The 22,721-nt window shown below is 36.2% G+C and carries 22 protein-coding genes; 4 read left to right on the forward strand and 18 right to left on the reverse strand.

Going from position 1 to position 22,721, the window contains the following annotated elements; genetic code table 11:
• Nucleotides 1-8 precede the first annotated feature (8 nt).
• Entirely contained in the window at nucleotides 9-1,418 is a 1,410-nt protein-coding gene (locus KIK00_RS09505; RefSeq protein ID WP_255816311.1) for a hypothetical protein, read from the forward strand.
• A 348-nt stretch (nucleotides 1,419-1,766) separates the two neighbouring features.
• Here the strand turns inward: KIK00_RS09505 and KIK00_RS09510 are convergent, their stop codons facing one another.
• The 7 genes from KIK00_RS09510 to KIK00_RS09540 all read right to left on the reverse strand — a co-directional run bounded on the left by KIK00_RS09510 (nucleotide 1,767) and on the right by KIK00_RS09540 (nucleotide 9,839).
• Nucleotides 1,767-3,005 carry an amidohydrolase gene (locus tag KIK00_RS09510; RefSeq protein WP_255816312.1) on the reverse strand — a complete coding sequence of 413 codons (1,239 nt, stop codon included), beginning with the start codon at nucleotides 3,003-3,005 and terminating at the stop codon, nucleotides 1,767-1,769.
• 80 nt (nucleotides 3,006-3,085) lie between these two features.
• The gene (locus KIK00_RS09515; RefSeq protein WP_255816314.1) at nucleotides 3,086-3,931 is read right to left on the reverse strand and encodes a helix-turn-helix domain-containing protein; all 846 of its coding nucleotides are present in this window, start codon (nucleotides 3,929-3,931) and stop codon (nucleotides 3,086-3,088) included.
• A 279-nt stretch (nucleotides 3,932-4,210) separates the two neighbouring features.
• On the reverse strand, nucleotides 4,211-5,545 hold the full coding sequence (locus KIK00_RS09520; protein ID WP_255816315.1) for an amidohydrolase: 1,335 nt from the start codon (nucleotides 5,543-5,545) through the stop codon (nucleotides 4,211-4,213).
• Between the two features lie 319 nt (nucleotides 5,546-5,864).
• Nucleotides 5,865-7,154, reverse strand: coding sequence for a glutamate-1-semialdehyde 2,1-aminomutase (gene hemL, locus KIK00_RS09525; protein ID WP_255816317.1), 1,290 nt, complete (start codon nucleotides 7,152-7,154; stop codon nucleotides 5,865-5,867).
• Nucleotides 7,155-7,229: 75 nt separating this feature from the next.
• Nucleotides 7,230-8,288: a glucosaminidase domain-containing protein gene (locus tag KIK00_RS09530; protein ID WP_255816318.1), complete on the reverse strand. Its 1,059-nt coding sequence runs from the start codon at nucleotides 8,286-8,288 to the stop codon at nucleotides 7,230-7,232.
• 15 nt (nucleotides 8,289-8,303) lie between these two features.
• Nucleotides 8,304-9,212, reverse strand: a complete 909-nt coding sequence (locus KIK00_RS09535; protein ID WP_255816319.1) for a 1-aminocyclopropane-1-carboxylate deaminase/D-cysteine desulfhydrase — start codon at nucleotides 9,210-9,212, stop codon at nucleotides 8,304-8,306.
• 300 nt (nucleotides 9,213-9,512) lie between these two features.
• Nucleotides 9,513-9,839 carry a hypothetical protein gene (locus KIK00_RS09540; protein WP_255816320.1) on the reverse strand — a complete coding sequence of 109 codons (327 nt, stop codon included), beginning with the start codon at nucleotides 9,837-9,839 and terminating at the stop codon, nucleotides 9,513-9,515.
• Nucleotides 9,840-9,879: 40 nt separating this feature from the next.
• Between KIK00_RS09540 and KIK00_RS09545 the strand changes: the two genes are divergently transcribed.
• The 3 genes from KIK00_RS09545 to KIK00_RS09555 all read left to right on the forward strand — a co-directional run bounded on the left by KIK00_RS09545 (nucleotide 9,880) and on the right by KIK00_RS09555 (nucleotide 12,747).
• Entirely contained in the window at nucleotides 9,880-10,062 is a 183-nt protein-coding gene (locus tag KIK00_RS09545) for a DUF5522 domain-containing protein (protein WP_007842321.1), read from the forward strand.
• Between the two features lies 1 nt (nucleotide 10,063).
• On the forward strand, nucleotides 10,064-10,591 hold the full coding sequence (locus tag KIK00_RS09550; RefSeq protein ID WP_047420971.1) for a DUF4136 domain-containing protein: 528 nt from the start codon (nucleotides 10,064-10,066) through the stop codon (nucleotides 10,589-10,591).
• Between the two features lie 365 nt (nucleotides 10,592-10,956).
• A complete protein-coding gene (locus tag KIK00_RS09555; RefSeq protein WP_255816323.1) occupies nucleotides 10,957-12,747 on the forward strand; it encodes an endonuclease in 1,791 nt (596 codons plus the stop codon).
• 130 nt (nucleotides 12,748-12,877) lie between these two features.
• Here the strand turns inward: KIK00_RS09555 and KIK00_RS09560 are convergent, their stop codons facing one another.
• The 11 genes from KIK00_RS09560 to KIK00_RS09610 form a co-directional block, all read right to left on the reverse strand.
• On the reverse strand, nucleotides 12,878-13,597 hold the full coding sequence (locus KIK00_RS09560; protein WP_255816324.1) for a hypothetical protein: 720 nt from the start codon (nucleotides 13,595-13,597) through the stop codon (nucleotides 12,878-12,880).
• A 113-nt stretch (nucleotides 13,598-13,710) separates the two neighbouring features.
• A complete protein-coding gene (locus KIK00_RS09565) occupies nucleotides 13,711-14,361 on the reverse strand; it encodes a hypothetical protein (protein WP_255816325.1) in 651 nt (216 codons plus the stop codon).
• A 24-nt stretch (nucleotides 14,362-14,385) separates the two neighbouring features.
• Nucleotides 14,386-14,763: a hypothetical protein gene (locus KIK00_RS09570; RefSeq protein WP_255816326.1), complete on the reverse strand. Its 378-nt coding sequence runs from the start codon at nucleotides 14,761-14,763 to the stop codon at nucleotides 14,386-14,388.
• The gene (locus KIK00_RS09575) at nucleotides 14,747-15,307 is read right to left on the reverse strand and encodes a LemA family protein (protein WP_255816327.1); all 561 of its coding nucleotides are present in this window, start codon (nucleotides 15,305-15,307) and stop codon (nucleotides 14,747-14,749) included. Before KIK00_RS09575 ends, KIK00_RS09570 begins: the two co-directional genes overlap by 17 nt.
• Nucleotides 15,307-16,083, reverse strand: coding sequence for a hypothetical protein (locus tag KIK00_RS09580; RefSeq protein WP_255816328.1), 777 nt, complete (start codon nucleotides 16,081-16,083; stop codon nucleotides 15,307-15,309). The genes KIK00_RS09575 and KIK00_RS09580 overlap by 1 nt, the downstream gene beginning before the upstream one ends.
• A gap of 65 nt (nucleotides 16,084-16,148) precedes the next feature.
• The gene (locus tag KIK00_RS09585; RefSeq protein WP_255816330.1) at nucleotides 16,149-16,940 is read right to left on the reverse strand and encodes a hypothetical protein; all 792 of its coding nucleotides are present in this window, start codon (nucleotides 16,938-16,940) and stop codon (nucleotides 16,149-16,151) included.
• An 8-nt stretch (nucleotides 16,941-16,948) separates the two neighbouring features.
• Complete coding sequence (locus KIK00_RS09590) at nucleotides 16,949-17,659, reverse strand: hypothetical protein (protein ID WP_255816331.1); 711 nt, start codon at nucleotides 17,657-17,659, stop codon at nucleotides 16,949-16,951.
• A 12-nt stretch (nucleotides 17,660-17,671) separates the two neighbouring features.
• Complete coding sequence (locus tag KIK00_RS09595) at nucleotides 17,672-18,295, reverse strand: hypothetical protein (protein WP_255816333.1); 624 nt, start codon at nucleotides 18,293-18,295, stop codon at nucleotides 17,672-17,674.
• 4 nt (nucleotides 18,296-18,299) lie between these two features.
• On the reverse strand, nucleotides 18,300-21,119 hold the full coding sequence (locus KIK00_RS09600) for an OmpA family protein (RefSeq protein WP_255816334.1): 2,820 nt from the start codon (nucleotides 21,117-21,119) through the stop codon (nucleotides 18,300-18,302).
• A gap of 11 nt (nucleotides 21,120-21,130) precedes the next feature.
• Nucleotides 21,131-21,619: a DUF4280 domain-containing protein gene (locus KIK00_RS09605; protein ID WP_047378635.1), complete on the reverse strand. Its 489-nt coding sequence runs from the start codon at nucleotides 21,617-21,619 to the stop codon at nucleotides 21,131-21,133.
• Nucleotides 21,620-21,648: 29 nt separating this feature from the next.
• Nucleotides 21,649-22,692: a hypothetical protein gene (locus tag KIK00_RS09610; RefSeq protein WP_255816335.1), complete on the reverse strand. Its 1,044-nt coding sequence runs from the start codon at nucleotides 22,690-22,692 to the stop codon at nucleotides 21,649-21,651.
• Nucleotides 22,693-22,721: the final 29 nt, after the last annotated feature.

A 22,721-nucleotide genomic window follows, 5' to 3' on the forward strand; every position in this document is an offset into this window, starting at 1 on the left:
TTTATAACATGAAAAAGTTCGTTTTATATTCTTTAATGCTTGGCGCTCTAGTATCAACTACCGCATGTAGAAATATAGAAGAAGATGGACCTACCATTATTCAAAATGGAGGTAACGGAAACGGAGAAACTGAAAACCTTATTCTTTCAGGAAAGATCACTTCCAGCCTTACGCTTAAAGCAAATAAAATCTATAAGCTAAGAGGACTAGTATATGTAACTAACGGAGCTACTTTAACTATCGAGCCAGGTACAAAGATTGTAGGTGAAGCTGATAAAAACGGAGCTTTAATCATTACAAAAGGAAGTAAAATCATGGCAGAAGGTACTGCTGCCAACCCAATTATCTTCACTTCTGAAAAACCAAGTCCTAAAAGAGGAGACTGGGCAGGTGTAGTAATCTTAGGAAATGCACCTACTAATGCTTCTTTCGGTGGAGCAAACGGAGTTGGAGAGATTGAAGGAGGGATTAACAACTCTGAAGGTCTTGGTCTTTACGGTGGAAATAATGCTGCTGATAACAGTGGTGTGTTAAAATATGTAAGAATAGAATATGCAGGATATGCATTCTTACCGGATAAAGAGATCAACGGACTTACGTTCGGTGGTGTAGGTAGCGGAACTACAGTAGATTACGTAGAAGTTGCTTATGCTAATGATGACAGTTTTGAATGGTTCGGAGGAACAGTAAACTGCTCTCACCTTATTTCTTACAAAGGTCTTGATGATGATTTCGATACTGACAATGGTTTCTCAGGAAATATTCAGTTTGGTATTGCAGTAAGAGACAGCCAGGTAGCTGACGTTTCAGGTTCTAATGCATTTGAGTCTGATAATGATGCTAACGGTTCTACTTTAACGCCTCAGACTTCAGCTACATTCTCTAACATGACGATCATAGGCCCAATCAACTCTGCGGCTCCAGGATCAATCAACGCATTATTCCAGAATGCATTACAGATCAGAAGAAACTCTTCTATCTCAGTATTCAACTCTGTATTTACAGGATTCCCTGTTGGTTTATTCATTGATGCTACAAAAGGTGCTCCAACAGATAACAATATTGTAGGAAATAAGCTGTTCTTTGAAAACAACGTTATAGCAGGAAGCCCAACTCCTTTAAAATTCGGACCATCTACTTCTACTCCGACAACTTATACATTAAACGATCTTACGACTTGGTTTAATGCTAAAGGAAACACAATCCTTGCTTCTACTGCTGATGTAAAACTTGCTGGTGCATGGGCTCCTGCAGGAACTACACCAAACTTCACTCCTAGTGCAGGTTCTCCATTATTAACCGGAGGAGCGTTTACTAATCCTAAATTAGCTACTTGGTTTACACAGGTAACTTACAAAGGTGCTGTAAAAGATGCTACAGATACCTGGTATGCAGGATGGACAAACTTCAACTTATAATATTATATAAGTACTTAGATTTAATTTCAAATAGAAGGCCTTCGGAAGTATTTTCCGAGGGCTTTTTTTATAGTTATTACCGGATATTACAAATATTAGGAATTCCGAATATGAACAGGTGTTCACATTGTAAAAATTGAAAATGGCAATTTGAACAGGTGTTTCTTTAGTTTGACGAGATTTTTAAATATTAATGTAACAAACGTAAATGAGTTCTGGTTCTTTCCTATTGAATATAACAAATATTGAAATTCACAACCCAAAAATTCATAATTAAAAAAATGCCACCAGGAAAATTCCCGACGGCATTCACAAAAAAACAAGTGTATAAAAAATATATACTTCAGATTAATTTCTCCAAAATAAATTCCCGTTATTCATCAGGGCTTTTATTTCAGACATTCTGGAAACTGCTTCTGCGGAACATGAAGCGTCTGTCAGTACAATGGCAGCTTCATCACCGGCTTTAGGCCACTGCTGCTTTCCTTTTTCATCCAGAGGAAGGATACTCTGAGTTGCAAACTGCAAAGCTCTTGATAATGCATATTCTGTGGCATAACCATACAATTCTGCAATCAGATTGGCTTTCTGCAGCATACTTCCGGACCCGAAAGTACTCCAGTAGTCCTGTACATTATCATTCCCGATTAATACATTGACCCCGTATTTTTTCAGAGTTGGAATGGGCATTACCGTTCCTTTAAAAGGTACAGAAGAAGCGATTCCCACTTTTCCTGCAGCCAGCCTTTCTGCAATCTGCTCTGTTTCTTTTGGTGAAAGATGAGCTAAGGCAAATGCATGGCTTACAAATGTTTTCCCTTGGAGTGCCGGATTTTCGATTGCTTTATCAATCAGATAATTAATGGTTTTCATTCCGGGCTCTCCTGTTTCATGCAGGTGAATATCAATTCCTTTATTGTGATCTAAGGCAAGCTGAACAGTAAAATCCATTACTTTCTCAATACTTCCGTCAATGCTCAAAGGATCCAGCCCACCGATAAATCCTACACTTTTCAGTTGGGCAGCTTCTTTCATCAGAGGAGCAGATTCTGTGTAATATACTCCATGTTGTGGAAAGGCAACCAGTTCAGCTTTAAAAGAATCTTTTTTATTTTCAAGGGCCTGCTCAAGATGTTCCAGAGATTTCAAACCTGACGTAGGATCAATATTGAAATGGGTTCTTGCAAAATGAGTCCCATAATGCTGCTGCAGACTTATCAACTGTTCCGCTCTGCTTACGGAAGTTTTCAACAGCTCAGGAATGATTTTCTGTTCATAGGCAATCATATCTTTCACTGTTCTTCTTTTCGGGGAAAGCGCCTGCCATGGAAGACCGTACAAAGTTTTATCCAGGTGGATGTGCATATCTCTGAATGCCGGCAGCATCAGATATCCTTTGGCATCAATCGCTTTAGAAGCAGAATCATTTGTTTGTATTGATTTGATCTTTCCGGCTTCAATTTCAATACTGAAAAGGTCAGTTTTTGTTCCGACAACCTCTTCATTTTCGTATTCAAAACCTGTTTCCAGGCGGACATTTTTAAGGGAATATTTTCCTTTTGCAGTTAATTGATATGGAAATTGCATGATTTAAAATTTTAACCATACAAAATTAGTCCGGCTTCAGGGTAAAACCGGTGTATCAATTATGTCTTGTTTTGTACAGATTATTCTTTGAATTGCGAAGGAGTCATTCCCGTCTGTGCTTTAAAAAATTTGGAAAAGCTGGCATGATCATAGAAACCGAGATCATACACAATGTCTTTAACTGACATTTCGGAAACCTTTAAAAGCCTTTTGGCTTCCAGTAAAATACGATCCTGAATAAGAGATGAAGCCGAAGCATTGAGATTTTTTTTGCAGACAATATTCAGGTAGTTGGCAGAAATATTCAGTTTATCTGCATAAAAAGAAACAGATCTTTCTGTTTTAAAATGTTCATCAATAAGATGGAGAAATTTTGAAATAATAGGGTTTGAGTTATAGACTTCAAAGTCTTTAAAAGCCCCTTCCACAGATTTACTTACCAACAGCCCAATTAATTCACTCCTTTTTTGAATAAGCTCCCAAAATACTTTTTCTCCACTCAGTTCTTTCTGGATAGATTGAAATTCATATAGAAAAGTTTTAAAAATTTCCTGGGAAAGATTGATCACCGGATGATTCTGATAATAAGATGCCGAAAATCTTAACGATGGCAGAAAGCTTTCAAACCAGTCCCGGCTGATCATCAGCTGATAACCGATGGTTTCTTTCTCGATTACCCATTGATGTACCTGATCCGGAAAAACAAGATGGATCTGATGGTCTTTTACCGGATATTCTGTAAAATCTATAGTATGTGAGCCTACTCCATGCTCAAAAAGATTAATGATGAAAAAATCATGCTTATGGGGATCATCAATGGAACGTGCTCCATAAAGTTCATTAAACAACAGATTACAGCCCTTCAGCTGATTCTCACTAAATTCCTGAATTCCTAAAATTGGAAAATGATCTGTATGGTAACCCACTCTGCCTGATTTTCTCTTAAAATTACTAAAAATTGTGAGAGAAAAAACTAAAATAACCACAAAAGGGACAAAAGCTTTACCACACCACTTCTACTTCTGTTTCTATCTGCATTCAGTGGTTATTTCCGAAAATCAATAATACATTCCCTGGCTTTCCCTTAGGAAGACTTTTATACCCTTTGTGGTTTAAAAAACACAACTAAATTATATATATAAATTTGTAAGCAATTATATTGTTGAAAGCTTGTCCAACAAGATTTTTTAGCTTTTCACTTAAGTTTAAAAAACAACATTTCCATCATGTACCAATGATTCCACTTCTGAAACTCTTGATACAGCTTCTGCGGAACAGCTTGCGCTCATCAGGACAAAGTCTGCTTTATCACCAGATTTTGGCCATTGCTGAATTCCTTTATCATCCAGTGGAAGAATATTTCCCGTTGCCAGTTTTAAGCTTCTTGACAATAAAAATTCTGTTGAATATCCGTAAAGCTGAGCCATTAAGTTGGCTTTCTGAAGCACGCTTCCAGTTCCGAAAGTATTCCAATGGTCTATGATGCTGTCATTTCCTGTCAGAATGGTTACATTATGTTTGTAAAGCGTTGGTATTGGCATGATCAGTCTTCCAAAAGGGATTGTAGAAACAATTCCAATCTGTGCTTCACTTAATTTTTCAGCGATTTCTTCCTGTTTTGCAGCTTCTAATTTTGCCAGGATAAAGCAGTGGCTTAAATAGGTTTTTCCTTTCAGAGCAGGATTTTCATTTACTTTTTTAATCAGATATTCTACAGTTTTTAATCCGGAATCTCCGGTTTCATGCAGGTGAATATCTATTCCTTTTTTATTGTCCAAAGCAAGCTGAACAGTGAAATCTACCACTTTTTCGATATCTCCATCGATATTGAATGGGTCTACACCACCGATGAAATCAATATCCATCTTTGCAGCTTCTTTCAGATAAGGCACAGAATCCGTATAGAACACGCCATGCTGTGGAAAGGCTACCAATTCGGCTCCAAAACCTTTCTTTTTATTTTCTAAAGCTTTCTGCAGATTTTTTAAGGACTGAAGTTTGGAAGTTGGTTCAATATTTACGTGGCTTCTCGCATATGAAGTTCCTTTCGACTGTAACAATTCGATCAGTTTTTCAGCCTTAAAGGTTGAGTTTTTCAGCATTTCAGGAAGCATTTTCTGTTCCAGCTCTATCATTCCTTTGATCCCCCCGGTTCTTTTTCTAACAGCCTGCCATTGATCTCCATAAAAGGTTTTATCAAGGTGAATGTGCATATCCTTAAATGCAGGAAGCATCAGCAGTCCCTTTGCATCTACCGCTTTAGCGTTAGGCTGGTTTGGGCTAATCTTTGTAATCTTTCCGTTTTCAACTTCTACATAGAACAGATCAGTTTTGGTAGAGGCTACTTCTCCATCCTGATATTCAAAACCTGTTTCCAGACGAACATTTTTAAGGCTCATTTTTCCTTTTGCAGAACTATTATTTTCATCCAGGAAAGGTGATGCAGTCATGATATTGGGTATTAAAGTTAATCCCGCCACAGCCAAAGCTGAATTCCGGATAAAATCTTTGCGGGAGATGGTATTGTCAGAAGTCTTCATTTCCAATCTATTTAATACAAAATTAAAAAGAAGTACTCTGAACAAGGTGTATGGTTTATTACAAAATCTGTATGATTTATGCTTTGTGTTGATAACTTGTTGGAATACCTTACCATATAATTAATTTACCTTTTCTATACTATAATAAGAAGATATTCACAACAATTGTCATTCCGTAGAAATCCAAATCATGCTGTTTTTATGTTACTGAGAACCTGAGAGATTGACAAAGATTCCAATAAACATTTTTTAATCCCAACTCTTGAAATCATTTTCTTTTACAAAAAAAACCGGATCTAAAATCCGGTCTTGTTTATATTTATTTATTTGAATATTCAAATTTTTTTACTGCTTCCAGTGTCATATCAATTTCTTTATCCTTGATGGCATCACTGATGAAGTACGTTTCGTAACCGCTTGGGGGAAGATATACTCCATTCTGCAACATCTGGTGGAAGAAGTTATTGAACAATGAATGATTAGCTTCCTGAGCCTCATCAAAATTTGAAACCCTGTTGATATGGAAGAAAACAGACATCATAGAACCTTTTCTGTTAATTTTATGAGCAATTCCTTTTTCATTTAAAATTTTTCCGATTTCAAAATCTAATGTTTCTGTTGTCTTATGTAATCTGTTGAAAAATTCAGGATCGTTTTTAATAAGCTGAAGGGTTTTTAATCCGGCTCTCATGGCTAAGGGGTTTCCACTTAATGTACCTGCCTGATATACTCCTCCTTTTGGAGCCAGGTGATCCATAATTTCGTTTCTACCAGCGAAAGCTCCTACCGGAAGACCTCCACCGATTACTTTTCCGTAAGTCACCAAGTCTGCTTTTACATTGAAAAGTTCCTGAGCTCCTCCAAAAGCCAATCTGAAACCGGTCATTACCTCATCAAAAATTAATAAAGCTCCGTTTTCGTCACAGATCTTTCTCAGGTTTTGTAAGAAGTTGTTTTCTGGCAGTACACACCCCATATTTCCTGCAACAGGTTCTATAATTACCGCTGCAATTTCTCCCTGATTGTGACGGAATAAATCCTCAACCTGTTCAAAATCGTTATAACGGGCCAATAATGTATCTTTAGCGGTACCTGCTGTCACTCCCGGAGAATTTGGATTTCCGAAAGTTGCCGCACCACTTCCTGCTTTGATCAGAAATGAGTCTGAATGCCCGTGATAACAGCCTTCAAATTTTACAATTTTATCTCTTCCTGTATATCCTCTTGCCAGTCTTACTGCACTCATACATGCTTCTGTTCCTGAAGAAACCATTCTGATCTGGTCAATATTCTGGACGTTATCAATAATGAATTTTGCGATTTCTGTTTCCAGTTCTGTAGGAGCTCCGAAAGAGAATCCTTTCTCTGCCTGGATCTTCAGTTCTTCCAGTACTTCAGGATGTGTATGTCCCAAAATGGCCGGGCCCCATGAATTGATATAATCGATGTAAGTATTGTTATCTGCATCGGTAAGGTAAGCACCTTTTGCCGATTTCATAAAAACAGGAACTCCTCCTACGGATTTGAATGCTCTCACCGGAGAGTTTACTCCTCCCGGAATGTATTTGTAGGCTTCATCAAACAAAGCCGAACTTCTTTGATACTTCATATATACTTAGTTGCTGTTGGCAGTTGCTGGTTGGCATTTAACTGTCAACGGTAAACTCTCAACAAAAAAATTAAATTAGTTTCGTGGTTTTTTGTCTATTAAATAAATCAGCTGTCCCGCAGATGGTTGCTGTCCTTCATCCATTCTGTTTTTAGCATAAAGTTTATTTAATTTGATTCCGAATTTCTGAGCGATATCATGCATATCTTCCCCGGATTCTGCTTTATAAGTAGCTGTATTTCCTGTAGAATTTTTTGATTCCAGAAAAACAATATCATTTTTCTTTAAGGTTTCACCTTCCAATTCATTCCACTTTATCAGCCTGCTTTCACTGACTTTGAATTTATTGGCGATGAATTTCACATCAGTATCTTCAGGAATTACGATATATTTCAGGCCGTCATTCGGATGGCTTTTGATAAGAATGGAATTAAGAATTTCAGCTTTCGTTTTGATTCTTTCCACTCTTTTTTGCTGTTGTGCGTAAGAAGTTTGTTTATACGGAACTTCTACAGTAACCGGGTCTTTAGGTTTTCTGGTTGCTTTTGAAGGTTCCAGCTGTGCCATGAAAGTTCTGTCGTCTTTCAGATCCGGATACATTTTAAGTACGGCATACAATACCTCATTAGAACTGGTATTGTCGAATTCATATAGCTTGTACTTTTCAATTTTGGTAATAAGAATTGAAGCATAACGTGGATTGGTAGCGTAGCCCGCTTTTTTTAAACCGGTTGCCCACGCTCTGTAATCTTTCATATCCAGTTTGAAGAGGTTTGCGTAATATTTTCTTGTGGATAAGAATATAGAATGGTCTTCATAAGACTGTCTTGGATCGTCATACACACGGAAGCATTCATTGGGTGCATCATCGGTATGTTTCATCGTTCTACCGGTCCAGTCTTCTTTACATTTTATACCGAAGTGGTTTTTACCTTCCTGTGCCAATCTGCTCTGCCCGCCCCCGGTTTCCAATAGTCCCTGGGCAAGGGTAATAGAAGCTGGAATTTTATATTTTTCCATTTCTTCTACGGCATATTTAGCAAACTTCTGAATATACTGATCTTCGGTTGCCCAAGTCTGGGCAGAAAATTTTGATAAAACTAAAAGGCTTATGGATAGGAAAAGTCTTTTCATGTTTTTCAATTTTACTTATATAATTAAATTTCTATTCTGTTTTTCTAAAAGCAGATTAGCTCCTTCAATCCCCTGTAATCCACCAGTATGAAAGCACAAAATCCTGCTGTTTTCAGGAAAATAATCATCTTCAATCAGTTCAAAAACTTTCTCCATCATTTTTCCTGTATATATCGGTTCTAAAGGAATACCATACTTCTCTTTGAAATCATTGATAAAACGGATGTTTCCATCATTTATTTTACCGTAACCTCCAAAACATGAATCTATTAGATTAAAATTCTGTCTCAAAGTTAATTCAAAAATTTTATTTTCCAGTGAAGCATCATCTACAACCTTAAATCCTATAACTTTCTGATTATCTTCACTAAATTTTGAAATTCCTGCAATGGTTCCTCCGGTTCCAACTGCGGTGCAAAGATAGTCAAAATCTTTTGTTTGTTCATTGAGCATCATTTTCACCCCCTCCACAGCCTCTTCATTGGTGCCTCCTTCGGGTACTATCAGTGCATCTGGAAACTCCTGATGAAGGAATTCTGTCAGTTTTTCTTTATGGCGGTATTCTTCGCGGGTGACAAATTTCAGGTTCATTCCATTTCTTTTCGCAAAAAGTAAAGTAGGGTTATCACGCCACTTATGCTGCAGTTCTTCTCCTCTGATGATACCCAATGTTGGAACACCTGCCAGATTTCCTACTGCTGAGACCGCAGCTATATGGTTGGAAAAAGCACCTCCAAAAGTAATGATATAAGGCTTGTCTGGATTTCTTTCCAGATAGTGGTTGACATTATAAAACAGTTTCCAATACTTATTGCCTGAAATCAGCGGATGAATCTGGTCTTCCCTTTTAATGAAGAGTTTTACGTTTTTATGAATGGAAATTTCCTGAATGGATACAGGTTTTGTGGGAAGTTGTAATAGCATTTCAGTTTTACTACTCAAGGTTTATTCTTTACAAAAGTAGGAAAAGATTTAATGTTGTGGTGATTTCAAATTTTTATGAATTGTAGTTCATTTGTTTTTTCCCACAAATGACACGGATTTTTCACGGATGATTGTTTAGATAATGTACGAATTTCGTATGATGGGATATTAATTTTTTAGGTTTTGGCTAAAGCCTTATATATTTTGGTTTATTATAAGTGGACTAAAGCCCATTTCTATTGTGAATATAAAGAATTTTGAAAATCATAACCTGAATCTCGAAATTCATTATTCATCATTTCAAAGATATTTCCTGAAGTTCCAGAATTTTCTTTTCTTCAGATAATTCGGATTATTTTCATGAGTATAAGCTTCTCTTTCAAATGAGATTCTCCTGTAAGCCAGATAGCCGTCTTTCAGCTTGAAAAACCAGTAATAGTATTCAATGACATAGAAAATATAGAAGAAAATAATAAGCATTTCCAATTGTTGGCGTAAATGGATTTTTTCGTGATTGATCAAAACATTATTTTCCTTATCTTCGGGTTTCCTAATGAAGATAAAGGGAAAGAGAGCAATGCCATTAATTTTTAATTTTTTTAAAGGCTTTTGGCATACAATTATCATAGTAACAAATATAAAAAGTTTTTTGACTAGCATTTAACTTATGGCCCATTATGACATCAAAGAAGGTGAAGACTTCTACTATAATGAACAGGGGTACAAGGTTTTTACAGAAAAATTTCATCTGAAAAGAGGTTATTGCTGTAAAAGCGGCTGCAGACACTGTCCTTACGGGTACGATAAAAAGACTGATACATTCATTAAAAATGATAAAAAAAATAAATAAAATGAAAAAATATATTTTTATTTTGTTGGCATCTGCTACTTTAGGTTTAACTTCTTGTAGCCCTTTTCAGGTACGTTCAGATTATGCTGAAACCGCCAATTTCAATTCTTTCAAAACTTATAAAATAAGAATTGATGATCTAAAATTGAATGATATTGATAAAGACAGAGTGCTGAATGAACTGTCGAGACAGCTTCAAAGCAAAGGACTTCAGTCTGGAGAAAACCCTGATCTGATTATCAACGTAAAAGCGAATCATAAAAAGGTTACCGATATCAATTCTTCTTCACCTTACGGAATGTGGGGATGGGGCGGACCATTCGGATGGGGCGTTGGAATGAGCAGAACGTGGACCTCAAATTATAATGAAGGTGCACTGATTGTGGATCTTATTGATGCAAAAACCAACAAATTGGTTTGGCAGGGTATCGGAAGCGGAATTTCTGTAGATTCTCCAAAAGCGAAACAGAGACAAATTCCGGAAATCATGGCTGAGATTATGAAAAATTATCCGCCACAAAGAAAATAAAATTTAAATCATCCATTATATAAGCCGGTATTTTTGTACTGGCTTTTTTTGGGGCAATTATTCTGTTTTTCCCACAGACAAGACAGAGTTTCACAGATGATGTTCTTTGGATTTTTATGAATTGGAGTATTAGGTTTTAAGTTTTGACTAAAGCCAGATGAATGATTGATTATTTGATAAGTGAGCTAAAGCCCACTCCTATTGAATATTGAGTATAGAAAATATAAAATTCTAAACCCGGATCTCTAAACACGAAATACAAAACTCATCGCTCATTACGTATTACATGCAGTGCATTAAAATTAACGATTTTGTAATTCTTTATTTACAAAAAATGTAGTATTCTTGCTGAAACTTCTATTAATATGAAAAAAATTATTTTATTTTCTGTATTTGCAGGACTTGCCCACGCCCAGGCTCCTGCAGGATACTACAATTCTGCCAACGGACTGAGTGGTGCAGCGCTGAAAACTGAATTAAGCAGCATTATAACCAACGGTCATACGGACAAAGGTTACAGCGGACTGTGGACCGCGTATAAAACCACTGACATTGATAAGGATTATGAAAATGATGGTTCTATTCTTGATATCTATTCTGAAAAACCTGTAGGCACAGATCCTTATAAATATACTCCAGGAACCAACCAGTGTGGAACGTATTCTACTGAAGGAAATTGTTATAACAGAGAGCATATTGTTCCTCAAAGTCTCTTCAATCAAGCTTCTCCGATGGTTGCTGATATTCACTTTATCAGAGCGACAGACGGAAAAGTAAACGGAATGAGAAGTAATTATCCTTTCGGAAAGGTAGGAAGTGCTTCTTTTACTTCACAGAATGGTTCAAAGCTTGGAACATCAGTTTCTTCAGGATATGCGGGGACGGTTTTTGAGCCGATTGATGAGTTTAAGGGAGATGTGGCACGTATGATTTTTTATTTTGTAACCCGTTACCAGAGTAAACTTTCTACTTTTTCATCAGGAAATATGTTAGGAAGTTCTACATTCCCAGGATTGCAGACATGGGAACTGAATGTTCTTCTTGCATGGCACAATCAGGATCCGGTTTCCCAGGCTGAGATCAAAAGAAATAATGCATCTTATACTTTCCAGGGTAACAGAAATCCATTTATTGATAATCCGAATTACGTAAATCTTATCTGGGGCTCTCAACAGCCTTCAGGTGATACTCAGGCACCAACTGCAGCGACAGGACTAAATGTTTCAGGAAAAACTTCCAGCAGCATTTCTCTTGCATGGAATGCCTCTACGGATAATGTAGGAGTCACAGCTTATAATGTTTATATGGACGGAAATCTGAAAACTACGGTAAGCTCAATCTCAACAACTATTTCAGGCCTCACTCCTTCTACTACTTACAGCTTTTATGTTGTAGCGAAAGATGCGGCAGGAAATTCATCATCAAACAGTTCAACAGTTTCCGGTACTACCGATTCAGGAAATACAACTCCAGGTACTAACTGTGCTAATGAAAGTTTTGAAACAATTCCTGCAGCCAGCTCTACTTATTCAACCAAAACATGGAGCAACGGTGGTATTTCCTGGACAGCAACGGATGCAAGAACTGATCAGACTCTTAACAATAAAGCTATTACAGTAAGAAACGGTTCTTTAACTTCCAGCAGTTCAGCGAACGGTATTGGCTCTTTAACTGTAACTACACAGCTTAAATTCTCAGGAACAAATGGCACTTTTGATGTAAAAGTAAACGGAACAACGGTAGGAACTATTCCTTACAGTACTTCATCTACAACAACTACCATCAACAATATCAACATTTCCGGGAATGTAGTGGTAAGTCTGGTTAATAATTCAACAAGTAACAGAGTTGCTATTGATGACCTTGCATGGACATGCTATTCCGGATCAAGTGCAAGAATGGCTCAAGATACCTCTGCAGAAATTGCCTCTAACAGTTTTAAAATCTCTCCTAATCCTATTACCAACCAGGAGATTTTTGTAAAAGGAGATCTTCAGAAGGTAAAAAAAGCTGAGATTTATACTCTTCAGGGGAAAGTTCTTCAGACGATTAACCAGCCCTTCAGAAATGGAAATTCTATTAAAACCATAAGTCTTGGTCAGGGAGTTTATATTTTGAAACTGGATCAGGTTACAATGCAGTTCCTTGTAAAATAATTCAAATACTGATTAAATATAAAAAATGCCGGTCTTTTTAGACCGGCATTTTATGTTCTTTAAACTCTCGGAGATTTTCTGATTGAGCAGATTTTTTAACGCAGAGGTTTTATTTTTCTAATGTTTTATCTTAGTTCAAAGAGATTTTATCCAGATCCGGATATCCAGATCCTTTCAGGAGGTCTTTCCATTCTTTATTTTTGAATACAAAGAGATTGCAACGGTATTCGTCCGGTCTGTTATCTATTTTGGTTTCGCAGTAGTAATATAGAATATCTTTGCTTCTCCAGATCGCTACTTCCTGTGTGAGTTTGTTATGCGTCTGGATGATTTCATTATCTCTAACTTCTGATTCAAAACCTTCACGTATGGTATCAAAGCTCGGTTTCAGAAGTGTTTTGTTCAGATTATCCAGTAGTGCAGTTTTTTCCTGCTCTGTATAGATATCAAGCTGATACATTCCCAATTCGTCTTCTTTTTCATTGGCTAGGGGACCTATTTCCTCATCAACCTTTCCGAAGTGTAAAATTACTTTATTGGTATTTTTATTATTCTTTCCTTCCAGATCTATTCCGTTGAAGTGTAACAGTTCTTTTGATGAAAAAGCTAGCTTTTCGTTTCCAATCAGGGTAACTTCACTGGTACGTACTGCTTCTTTGGCTGTAGCTCCGGCAGATTTTAAAATTTCATTAATATTTTGACCTACAGTAATTTTGGCAAGATTAAAGGGCTCTGTCTGGGTACTTCCCTCTGTTTCAACCAAAGACTCAGTTTCTTTATTTTTCTGATGGCCACATGAAGCTAGTCCCCAACAGATCATTGGTATTACTATGTATTTCAATCTTTTCATAATGTTAGTGTTAGTATGCGGTTATCAATAATAAAACAGAAAAAAAGAGATTCAAGTATCCGGAATCTGTTTTTTATTTGTCATTTTCCTATTATCATCTCTTAATCCATATTTTAATTCATATACTTATACCACGGCGACCCTTGAGGTGTGGGATATTGTAATCCAAAAACGGCATTATTACGATAAGCCTCTTTGGTTACGGAAATATATTTATTTCTTATTCTTCCGTCATTTTCAATGGCAATGCTTAATATGTAGTAATTTTTCCCATCGTCCCAGAAGAAAGAGGTTGGATATGTAAATGAATTTTTCTCATTTTTATTCCAGGAAACTTTCTCAGGAGAAACTTTTTCAAGCTTTTCAAAAATTGGTTTTATGAGTTGGGGAACTACAGTTGCTTTATCTGTAATGACAGCGGTAGGCTTTCCCTGTTTTTTCATTATTTTTTCAACAAATTCCAGAGAATATTTTTCGGCAGCATTGGTATCAATAGCTCCTACTTTCCCTTTATACACTGTAATTCTGGTGCCCATAGTATTATCTAGTGGAATATTTCCATATGATAATCCTTTATTTTCATCAGCATAATATTGAATAATATCTGGTTTTGCCTCATCTTTCAGAAACAAATCTTTGTTTTCAAGGTCATACTTTTTGGCATCGTCAGCTAAGGAAACCGATGACAGGTCAAATGATTTATTTCCACAACAGATGTTGACCAATACTACAAAAATCAACATCAGAACTTTTGATTTTCCCATTATATTAAATGCTTCTTTCTAAAATTACTGATTCTGTTTTTCTTTAATTATTTTAGACCAATCGGTAAACATTTTAGTAATCGTATTGGCATTGATTAAACTGAAAATGAACATTCCGGTAAAGACCGTAAGCCAGCAATATGCCAGTTTCACTCCATTTTTGTCTGTAATAAAGAAAAGTACAAATATGGTGATGGCTCCCAATATAAATGTAAATAGCAATGTATACATCAGCACATGAATGATGTACATATTGAATTTAAGCTTTCTGAATATCCAGCCTATTAATGCAATTGGAATAAATAATAACAGAGGCAGAAACATAGCCCCGAATATGGTGACTTCCGGATAGTCTGCCATTTTGCTTTCCAACCCGAAAAAGGTATTAAAACTGAACTCCATTATATTGTTTTTCAGCATCTGTTATTTCCAATAATGTTTTGTCTTTATATGCAAGCATTTTTGCTAATATAACATTGGGAAATTCATGGATTCCTATGTTATAAAGGTTAACACTGTCATTAAAAAATTCTCTCCTGTCTGCTATTCTGTTCTCCAATTCGGAAACTCTTTTCTGGAGCTCCAGAAAATTATTATTAGATTTCAGCTCAGGATAGTTCTCAGAAACGGCAAAGAAAGAAGACAAAGCTTTTGAAGTCTCATTAGCTAAGGCTGTTCTTTGGTCTGCATCCGTAGTGTTATTATAAAATGTTCTCAGCTCTGTAAGATGTGTAAGCAGTTTTTCCTCGTAATTCATAAAGTGTTTGGCTACGGTTACGAGATTGGGAATTTCATCTGCGCGTTGTTTCAGCACCACATCAATATTCCCGTAAGCTTTTTCAACGTTAAATTTGAGCATGACCAGTTTGTTATACAGATTGATAAAAAAACTGATGATAACTACTCCTAAAAGGATAAGTAATATTATTGCGACAGTCTGATTCATTATTGTATGAGTATATAAATAATTATTAAAAGGATCACAGAGCAGGTAAACATAAATGACTTCAGTAGTGGCTGATATTTATTCCATACGGTGATTCCTGATGATGAAGTAATCCCCAGGATTTTATAATAATCATCTTTTCTTATGAAAGAAACCCCGTTTTTGGAATCGGCATATCCCACCAAAAGCATTTTCTGACCATCTTTCAAAAGGGTTTCTTGATATCTTTTGCCACCGTGGCTGCTTATATTGGTTTCTCCCAACAAAATCAGCTCTATCCCTTCAGCTTCTACTTCTATGATTCCGGTATCATCTTTTACCTGAAAAGCATTGCATTGGGTTTCCCTGTGAATGGTACGGTATGTTTCTTTACCATCCGAATCTCTGTCTATATTTTCTATGGTATAATAATATCCGATACAGACTTCATTCTTCACTGGTGAAAACAAAGGATTCTTCATGATTAGGGTCCCTTCAATTTCTACCAGCCCTTTGGCTACTGAATGGATTTTTGAAGTTGGAAGAGACGACTGTAAACGTAAAAAACGTTTTCCAGCACTAGGTTTCATTAAAGTGATAAATATCAGAACAAAAACCACTAAAGGAATAATAATTATTGCTTTTTCTGCATAGCTGTCATAGTTATTGGCAATTTCAAAAGCATATTCATGCAGCGGCATTTTATCTTTAAAAATAACCCACAGAATAAAATAAATAAAGCATGCAGCTATTATTCCTAAAATACTATATATAATGTACGGTCTTCCTTTTTTCACTCCCATCTATTCTATTCTAAAACCCGATAGAAATATCTGAATATTATTCCAGTATTTCTTTTTTTTTAAATGACTTCAAATTCTTCTTTTCCCTGTGGAATATGAAACATCAGTTCCAGCATCAGCTCCTCACCGGTTTGGTCTTTATAAAGGAAAAACGCAGGTTCTCCGTTTATTTTTTTATAGGTTGCCAGTTTTCCATTACCATAGATCTTTAAAATCCTGTCTTCCGGCAGCGGCATCATTTTAAAGCCATTATTAAAATCTTCCAATAAGCTGTTGAGCCTTGCTTTTGTATCTGCATCGCTTAAATACATGGATAAAGCCATATTTTTTTCACGATTTTTTATCATTTCAAAGTAAGATTCATATTGTTTTGAGCTGATAAGACCGCTTATTTTTTTGTATGCTGAATCCAATTTGGTACCAAGGTAAGAATTATCTTTTGAAATAGACAGCAGGTCACGACTTTGTTCCCAACTCATCATTTCATAGGGAATTTCAGCCTGAAAGGATGATTTATGGCTTAATGAAGGCAGTTTCTTTGCGGTTTCCTTTTCTGAAAACTGAAAATTGCCACAATCTTTTTCATGGACAAATTTATCATTAAAAACATCAAATAATTTGACAGTATATTGAAATGCTGTTCTGGAATCTATATGCTGTTCTCCTGCAACCGGCAGAAGCTTAATCTCAATTTTCTGCTCACCGGAACTGCTTATTCCGAAATTAACAGGAACATTGGGAGACATTTGTCCTTCTGTTTCCATGGCAATGACAGGGATGTCATTCACCAGAACTTCAAATTTGCAATAAACAGCAGTAAAATCAATGGTATAGTAAGGTTCTTTAGCCATTATTGTTATTATTTATTATAAAACATATCGAGACTGCGGTAAGAAACCCATTCTTTGTATTTTGGGCTTGTTTTATCTAAAGCAAAGATCTTCAATGTATTTTCATTAGGTTTCTTAGAAAGATTCACGGTGTGAATGGTGAAGAAGGTTGTTTTAGCTTCTTTATCCTCCCAAACCTGTATTGTTTCTTCTATATGATCTGTTTTGAATTCTCCGTTTTCATCAAGGAAAATGGGTCTTTCTTTTGTATTTACTTTTTTATCTGAAAAGTCAGCTTTATGTCCTGCTTTTTTTTCAATAGCGCTCAGAATGGCATCTGTATTCGGATTATTCTGCAGTACCATTTCGTAGCACCATACTTTTTTATCGTTCTTTGAATAAAAAATGGAAATGTCATCTGTAGCAGATTGCAGGGTGTTATTAAATAAAGACAGGTTCAGATTTTTATCCTTTGGAAATTGAAATTCAACATAATCCACCGAGGTATTAAAATCACCTGAAGCATTGTCATTAACACTTAATCCAATTCCTTTAAGCAGGTTTTCTCCATTGGTTCCGAATTTCAGATCTTTAAAATCCATTTTTCCCTGTGTGCTGTTTTCTGTTTTATTGGTAACGATGGTATTGGTTGTCTGGGAAGCTGATTTGTCTGTTCCTTTTTTCTGACAGTTCATGAGAACAAAGCTCAAAGCGATTTGGCATATAACGATCTTTTTCATTCAACTTTTTATTTAATTTTCTTCTTTATTGTATACACTATAAGGGTAATTTTCTACCTTCTTATTGTTTTTCATCCTGAATTTTAAGTACTCAGAATATTGTGTAGCCTGAGTAGCATTAATGATCAGCGTGGTAAAATTAGTATTTAAACACAACAGATCCGATTCTTTTGTTTTTTCTCCTTGTATTTCGGCATTTCCGCTATTCAGAATGTATAGCTTTCCGGAAGTTTCCCAAATGATGTTCCTTTCTGTTTCGTTTCCTTTATCAAAGGCTGGCTTTCCCAGTTTTCCAAGAAGGAGTTTTTCCAGTTTTTCACTTTCCTTCCGGGTATACAGATGGATTTTATAACCGTTTATATCTTTTGAATTTCCTAAAAGCTCAAGATAATTTTTCCCGGCATATGTTGCTGAATTACTTTTAATTTCATTGGCAAAATACTGTCCATATAAGCTAAAAGTATTCATATCTTTTACCTGATAGGCGATAAGATTTTCATCCAATGCAGACTTCTTCTCTGTATAGTCAAGTCCATTTAAAATCTTTTCTTTTTTCACAGGAAAAAGAACATTGGATAAGTCTTCTTTTGCGGTACTGCAAGATATAAACAGAGACATGATTAAAAGTAGAAACATATTTTTAATTTTTCTTTTTTTCCCAAAGTAATATTTTATTGTCATAGCCTGCTAATTCTGCTAAATATTTCATGATATTAAATCCGTCAAAAAATGTACGGGTTCTGTTGTAATTCACCGGAGTCCAGTCTGAGCTTACTTTTTTATAGGTAAATCCGGCTTTTACCATTACTACTACAGTTCCCACACATGGGTCTATACTTAAACTCGGGATATAATAAATTCCTGCGGTAGAATCATATTTTAATTTATGACCTGAAGTAATGCCCATAGTAGCTCCTGCTGTTAATTTTCCTTCAATATGTCCTTCCAGCTCTGGTTTTTTTGTTGTTCCGATAACAACAAACATTCCCTTTAATTCAAGTCCTGATTTTAATTCGACTGTGATGTTTGAGCTTAGATCAAAATTAACTTCCTTATCACCTTTAACGGTACTGAATGAACCGTCTATTACACCGTCTACTTTTCCTTTTACTTCAAGATCAATGTACATTTTAAAGTTGATGACTACATGTTCTGTTTCATATCCTTTGCTGGCCCATTCTCTGACCATATTGAAGATTTCAAGAGCAAGAACATTTCCTGTTCCGGCTGTAGCTACCGCAACCCCTGCCTGAACAATTAAAGCAAGAAGGTCAAAAACAATAGCGAGCTCAACCAATGGTTTAGCCTCAATGAAAAGCATCAGCTTGGTTCCTATGTCAGAATGTGCTTCATTCACATCTGCTTCCCATTCTGCTCCAAAATATAATGCGGGAGCATTTAATTTAATTTCAAATGGTAACTTTCTTCCTACTCCTTTGGATACCACACCCTTTGTTTGTGATGTTATCCCCTGAGACATTTTTTTAACGGAAGAAATAATGGAGAAAAGTTTACTGATCTTATCTTTATATTTCAGGGTAAGCTCCGGTTTACTGTGGTAGCTTCCATCTTTCTGTTTGTCATAAGAGGCTTTAAGCTCTACTCCAAATTCTACATCTGTGTATTTTCCTTTTTCTTCATTGGCAAGACTCAATGCTTTGCTTCTAAGTTCTTTATGCTTGTCAGGAGTCATTTTCTGCCATTTTATACTTAAGCTGTTGCTCAGGTTGATAAAAAAGGCAAATCTCCATTTTATATCCGGATATGCTTTTATTAATACAGTAGTTCTTTTCTCATTGCTGTAATATCTGCAAGTGTGTACATGCATATGAAACTGATTGGGACTGGTAGATGCAGGCCATATATATTGCATGAGGGTCATGGATTGGGCATCAAATCCAACTCCTCCTCCAAAATTATATCTGTCCAGCGGAGAATACACTTCATAAGGGAATGATGGTGTTTGAAAGCTTTTCTTTGTATCTCCTTTATCTATTGCCTGCCCTACGTCTACAATATAAATTTCTTTTTTATGTTTGTTTTTGGTGTCTCTGAAACAGCTGTTGGTATCAAAGCCTGTAACATCAATAATAAGTTCTTTTTTTGTAGCTGATGTAGGAGCTACAACAGCATAGTGGATGGTCTGGGCATCATGAGCATTGAATACGAATGAGATGTCTACTCTTCGGTTGTTTTCATAGTCCTTCTCATTTTTATATTTAATATTATCTCTTCCCATTTTATCATCAGTAGGATCTACTTCTCCTTTTCCTACAGAGATAATTCTTCTGGGATCTAATCCACCGTCTGCAAAGAATTTTTTGACAACATCCGCCCTTCTTTGCGAAAGTCCTTTGTTATAATTTTCTTTTCCTATAACACAGGCATAACCACTGAGATTCATGGTGGCATCTTTGTGCTCGAGAAGGAACTTGAGTACATTATTCAGTACTGCTACTCCATCTTTATCAATTACTGTTGAATCAAATTTGTAAAAGATAGTTCTCTGAATATGCTCCTGTAATGCAGCGGATTTTATCTGTTTTACACCGTCTCCGTTTTTAAAGACTGTAGCTATTGTATTGTTGGCTTTGCCATCTTTTATTTCACTTTCTGTGATTTTGATGACTTCAAATTTACACGGCTCAAGCCTTACAGAATTTGCATCCGGCTTATATACTTTGGTAGGTGTCTGATTCTGGGCTCCGTTGGTATTGGTAGTAATTATTTTATTTTTTACATTCAGATAGATGCCATGAAGATCATCACCCAGCTTATCTTTGATGTATTGTTTTGATGCTGTATCTTTTACTTTAACATAGAATTCTTCTACGTTCTGAATGTTGTCTACATATGCCATCCAGGCAAAAGTATTTTCTATTTTCAGATTTATTTCTCCGTCAATTACTTCTACATTGTTGTATGTATGCACCAGTTTATCTTTTTTTGCAGACTGCTGGTTCCATAGTTCAATACTGACTGTATTTCCATTCAGACCTTCTGTCATCAGGTTCAGGTGAACAATATGTCCGTAGGAAATATACTCTATCTTTTTATTGTTTTTTATGCTTTTGCTGTTTTTTTGTGTGGACCACTTACTGCTTACAATTTTGGGATCGCACCAGCCTTTCACATATAATCCTGTATTATTCTTAGTATCTCTTACTCCTGAAAGACTTGCTTCGATATAAAAATGATAGCTTCCACAGTATTGTTTATCTATTAAAAATTTGTACCCGCCTGCGGAGGATACCTGATTGATAATAATTTTTCTGCTGCTGTTCTGCCTCATCCAGATAAGAGGTTTCTTTTTGTCTGCATCTGTAGTGCCCGGCAGCCAATCATCAACACCAAACTGCACCCACTGATCAGGCTTTATCGTAACCCTTTGCCCCAATACAGACATTTTAGGGTAATAAAGCCCACTTACAACTTTTATTTTCTTTACGCCTTTTGCCATTTTTGTATCATTTAGATTGCACCATCCTGACCTCCTCCCGAAGGCTGTTCGTTATACATTTCCTCGGAATCCACCAACGGATTGATCTGCTGCTGAACGTCTTTATCTGCATTTTTAAAATTCTGCTGGCTGGCTTCTGCTCTCTGCCCGTGATCTATAATCTCAATGCATGGAGTTCCGGCAACAGCACATACGGCTTTGCTGTCTTCTACAATGATATATCCGCCATTGCTGAGCTGCACTTTATCATAAAACTTCTGCCATTCTGTAACCATGATCTTGCAAGGTGGCGGCGGAACTCCCATTTTGGTACAGTTTCCGAATGTGTTTTTTTCAAATGTAGCTGCTCCTATTTCTTTTGTAGTAACGATCAGTTTTTTGGAAGCGCTTTTATCATTGGCATATTCTTTTTGGTGTGTAAGTACTTTCAGCTTGTCCGGAGCCTGCCCGAACTGGCATTTGCACATGGCGCCCTGTACTACAATATGTTTTTCTGCCATATTAATTTTATCTTTAGTGAAATGGTAATTTAGTTTTCATCAATTCCTGAAACTGATACTGAAATCTTTTTCTCTTCCTGCAGCATAATACTGCATTCCAGATAAAGAGATTCCGGAAGTGAAGTTTCTCCTTTCATATAGCTTATTATTCTGAAAGTTCCTTCTTCATTCATCACGGGTTCGTCTTCTATAATCAATGAAAAAGGTGATCTTCTTATAAAATCATCAATATCTCTTTCTTCATATAATTTTCCTGATCCTTCTACAGTGATCAGGCCTGTTTCTCCTTTTAGCGGATCTGTTTGCAGTGTTATCTTATATCTGGGTTCAATTGCATTATCCACTACCGGAAAGGTTGCTGTGATTTCTGTTCTATATTCCTTTCCGAAGCTCTGATATATTCCAAAGAACAAAGCACGGATGAAATAATCATTTTTAAGGTAAAGATCTATTGCTTCAGGCTGGCTGATCACTTTTTCAATCTTTCCGCAGTATTCGTCTACGGTTTCGCCTTCAAATTCTTTATACAGTTCTTCTTTAACAGCCGGCCATCTTTTGATAAATACCTCAGCATTCTCCACTGTTTCAAATTTTCCCTTTTCATCTGTACTAATCTGTAGAGGGTATAAAATTTTAGATGTTCTGTACGCCAGCAGATCTGCAATTTCATTGACTTCTTCTTCATTAAGGTAAAGGTTGGTGGTCCTGTCTATCTCAAAAAAGTGATGTCCTTTTTCTGTTTTCAGCCAGCGAACTGATGTTTCATATTTTAATTCACTTTGAGCTTCTCCTTTTTCAATGGTAATGACAACACTGTATTTCCGCACTGAAGTTTCCGGCTGAAAAATAAGGTTGTTTCCTCTTCCGAATTTTACCAGACGGTTTTTATCTGCAACTGCCGTTCTCGGAATAAAAAGTTCTTTCTGCCCGTTAAGGTTGATCAGAATCATATCCTTAACAGCACAATGATTATTATGGAAGAGTTTTAATGCATCTTTATCCAACCCGTACAGCGCGGCTATACTTTTTAAAGTTTCATCTTTCTGAACGGTATGTATGTTATATTTCTGCATAAAATGTTCCTACTTCAATTTCTTTCTTT

Source organism: Chryseobacterium sp. MA9 (genome assembly GCF_024399315.1).
Lineage (GTDB): Bacteria > Bacteroidota > Bacteroidia > Flavobacteriales > Weeksellaceae > Chryseobacterium.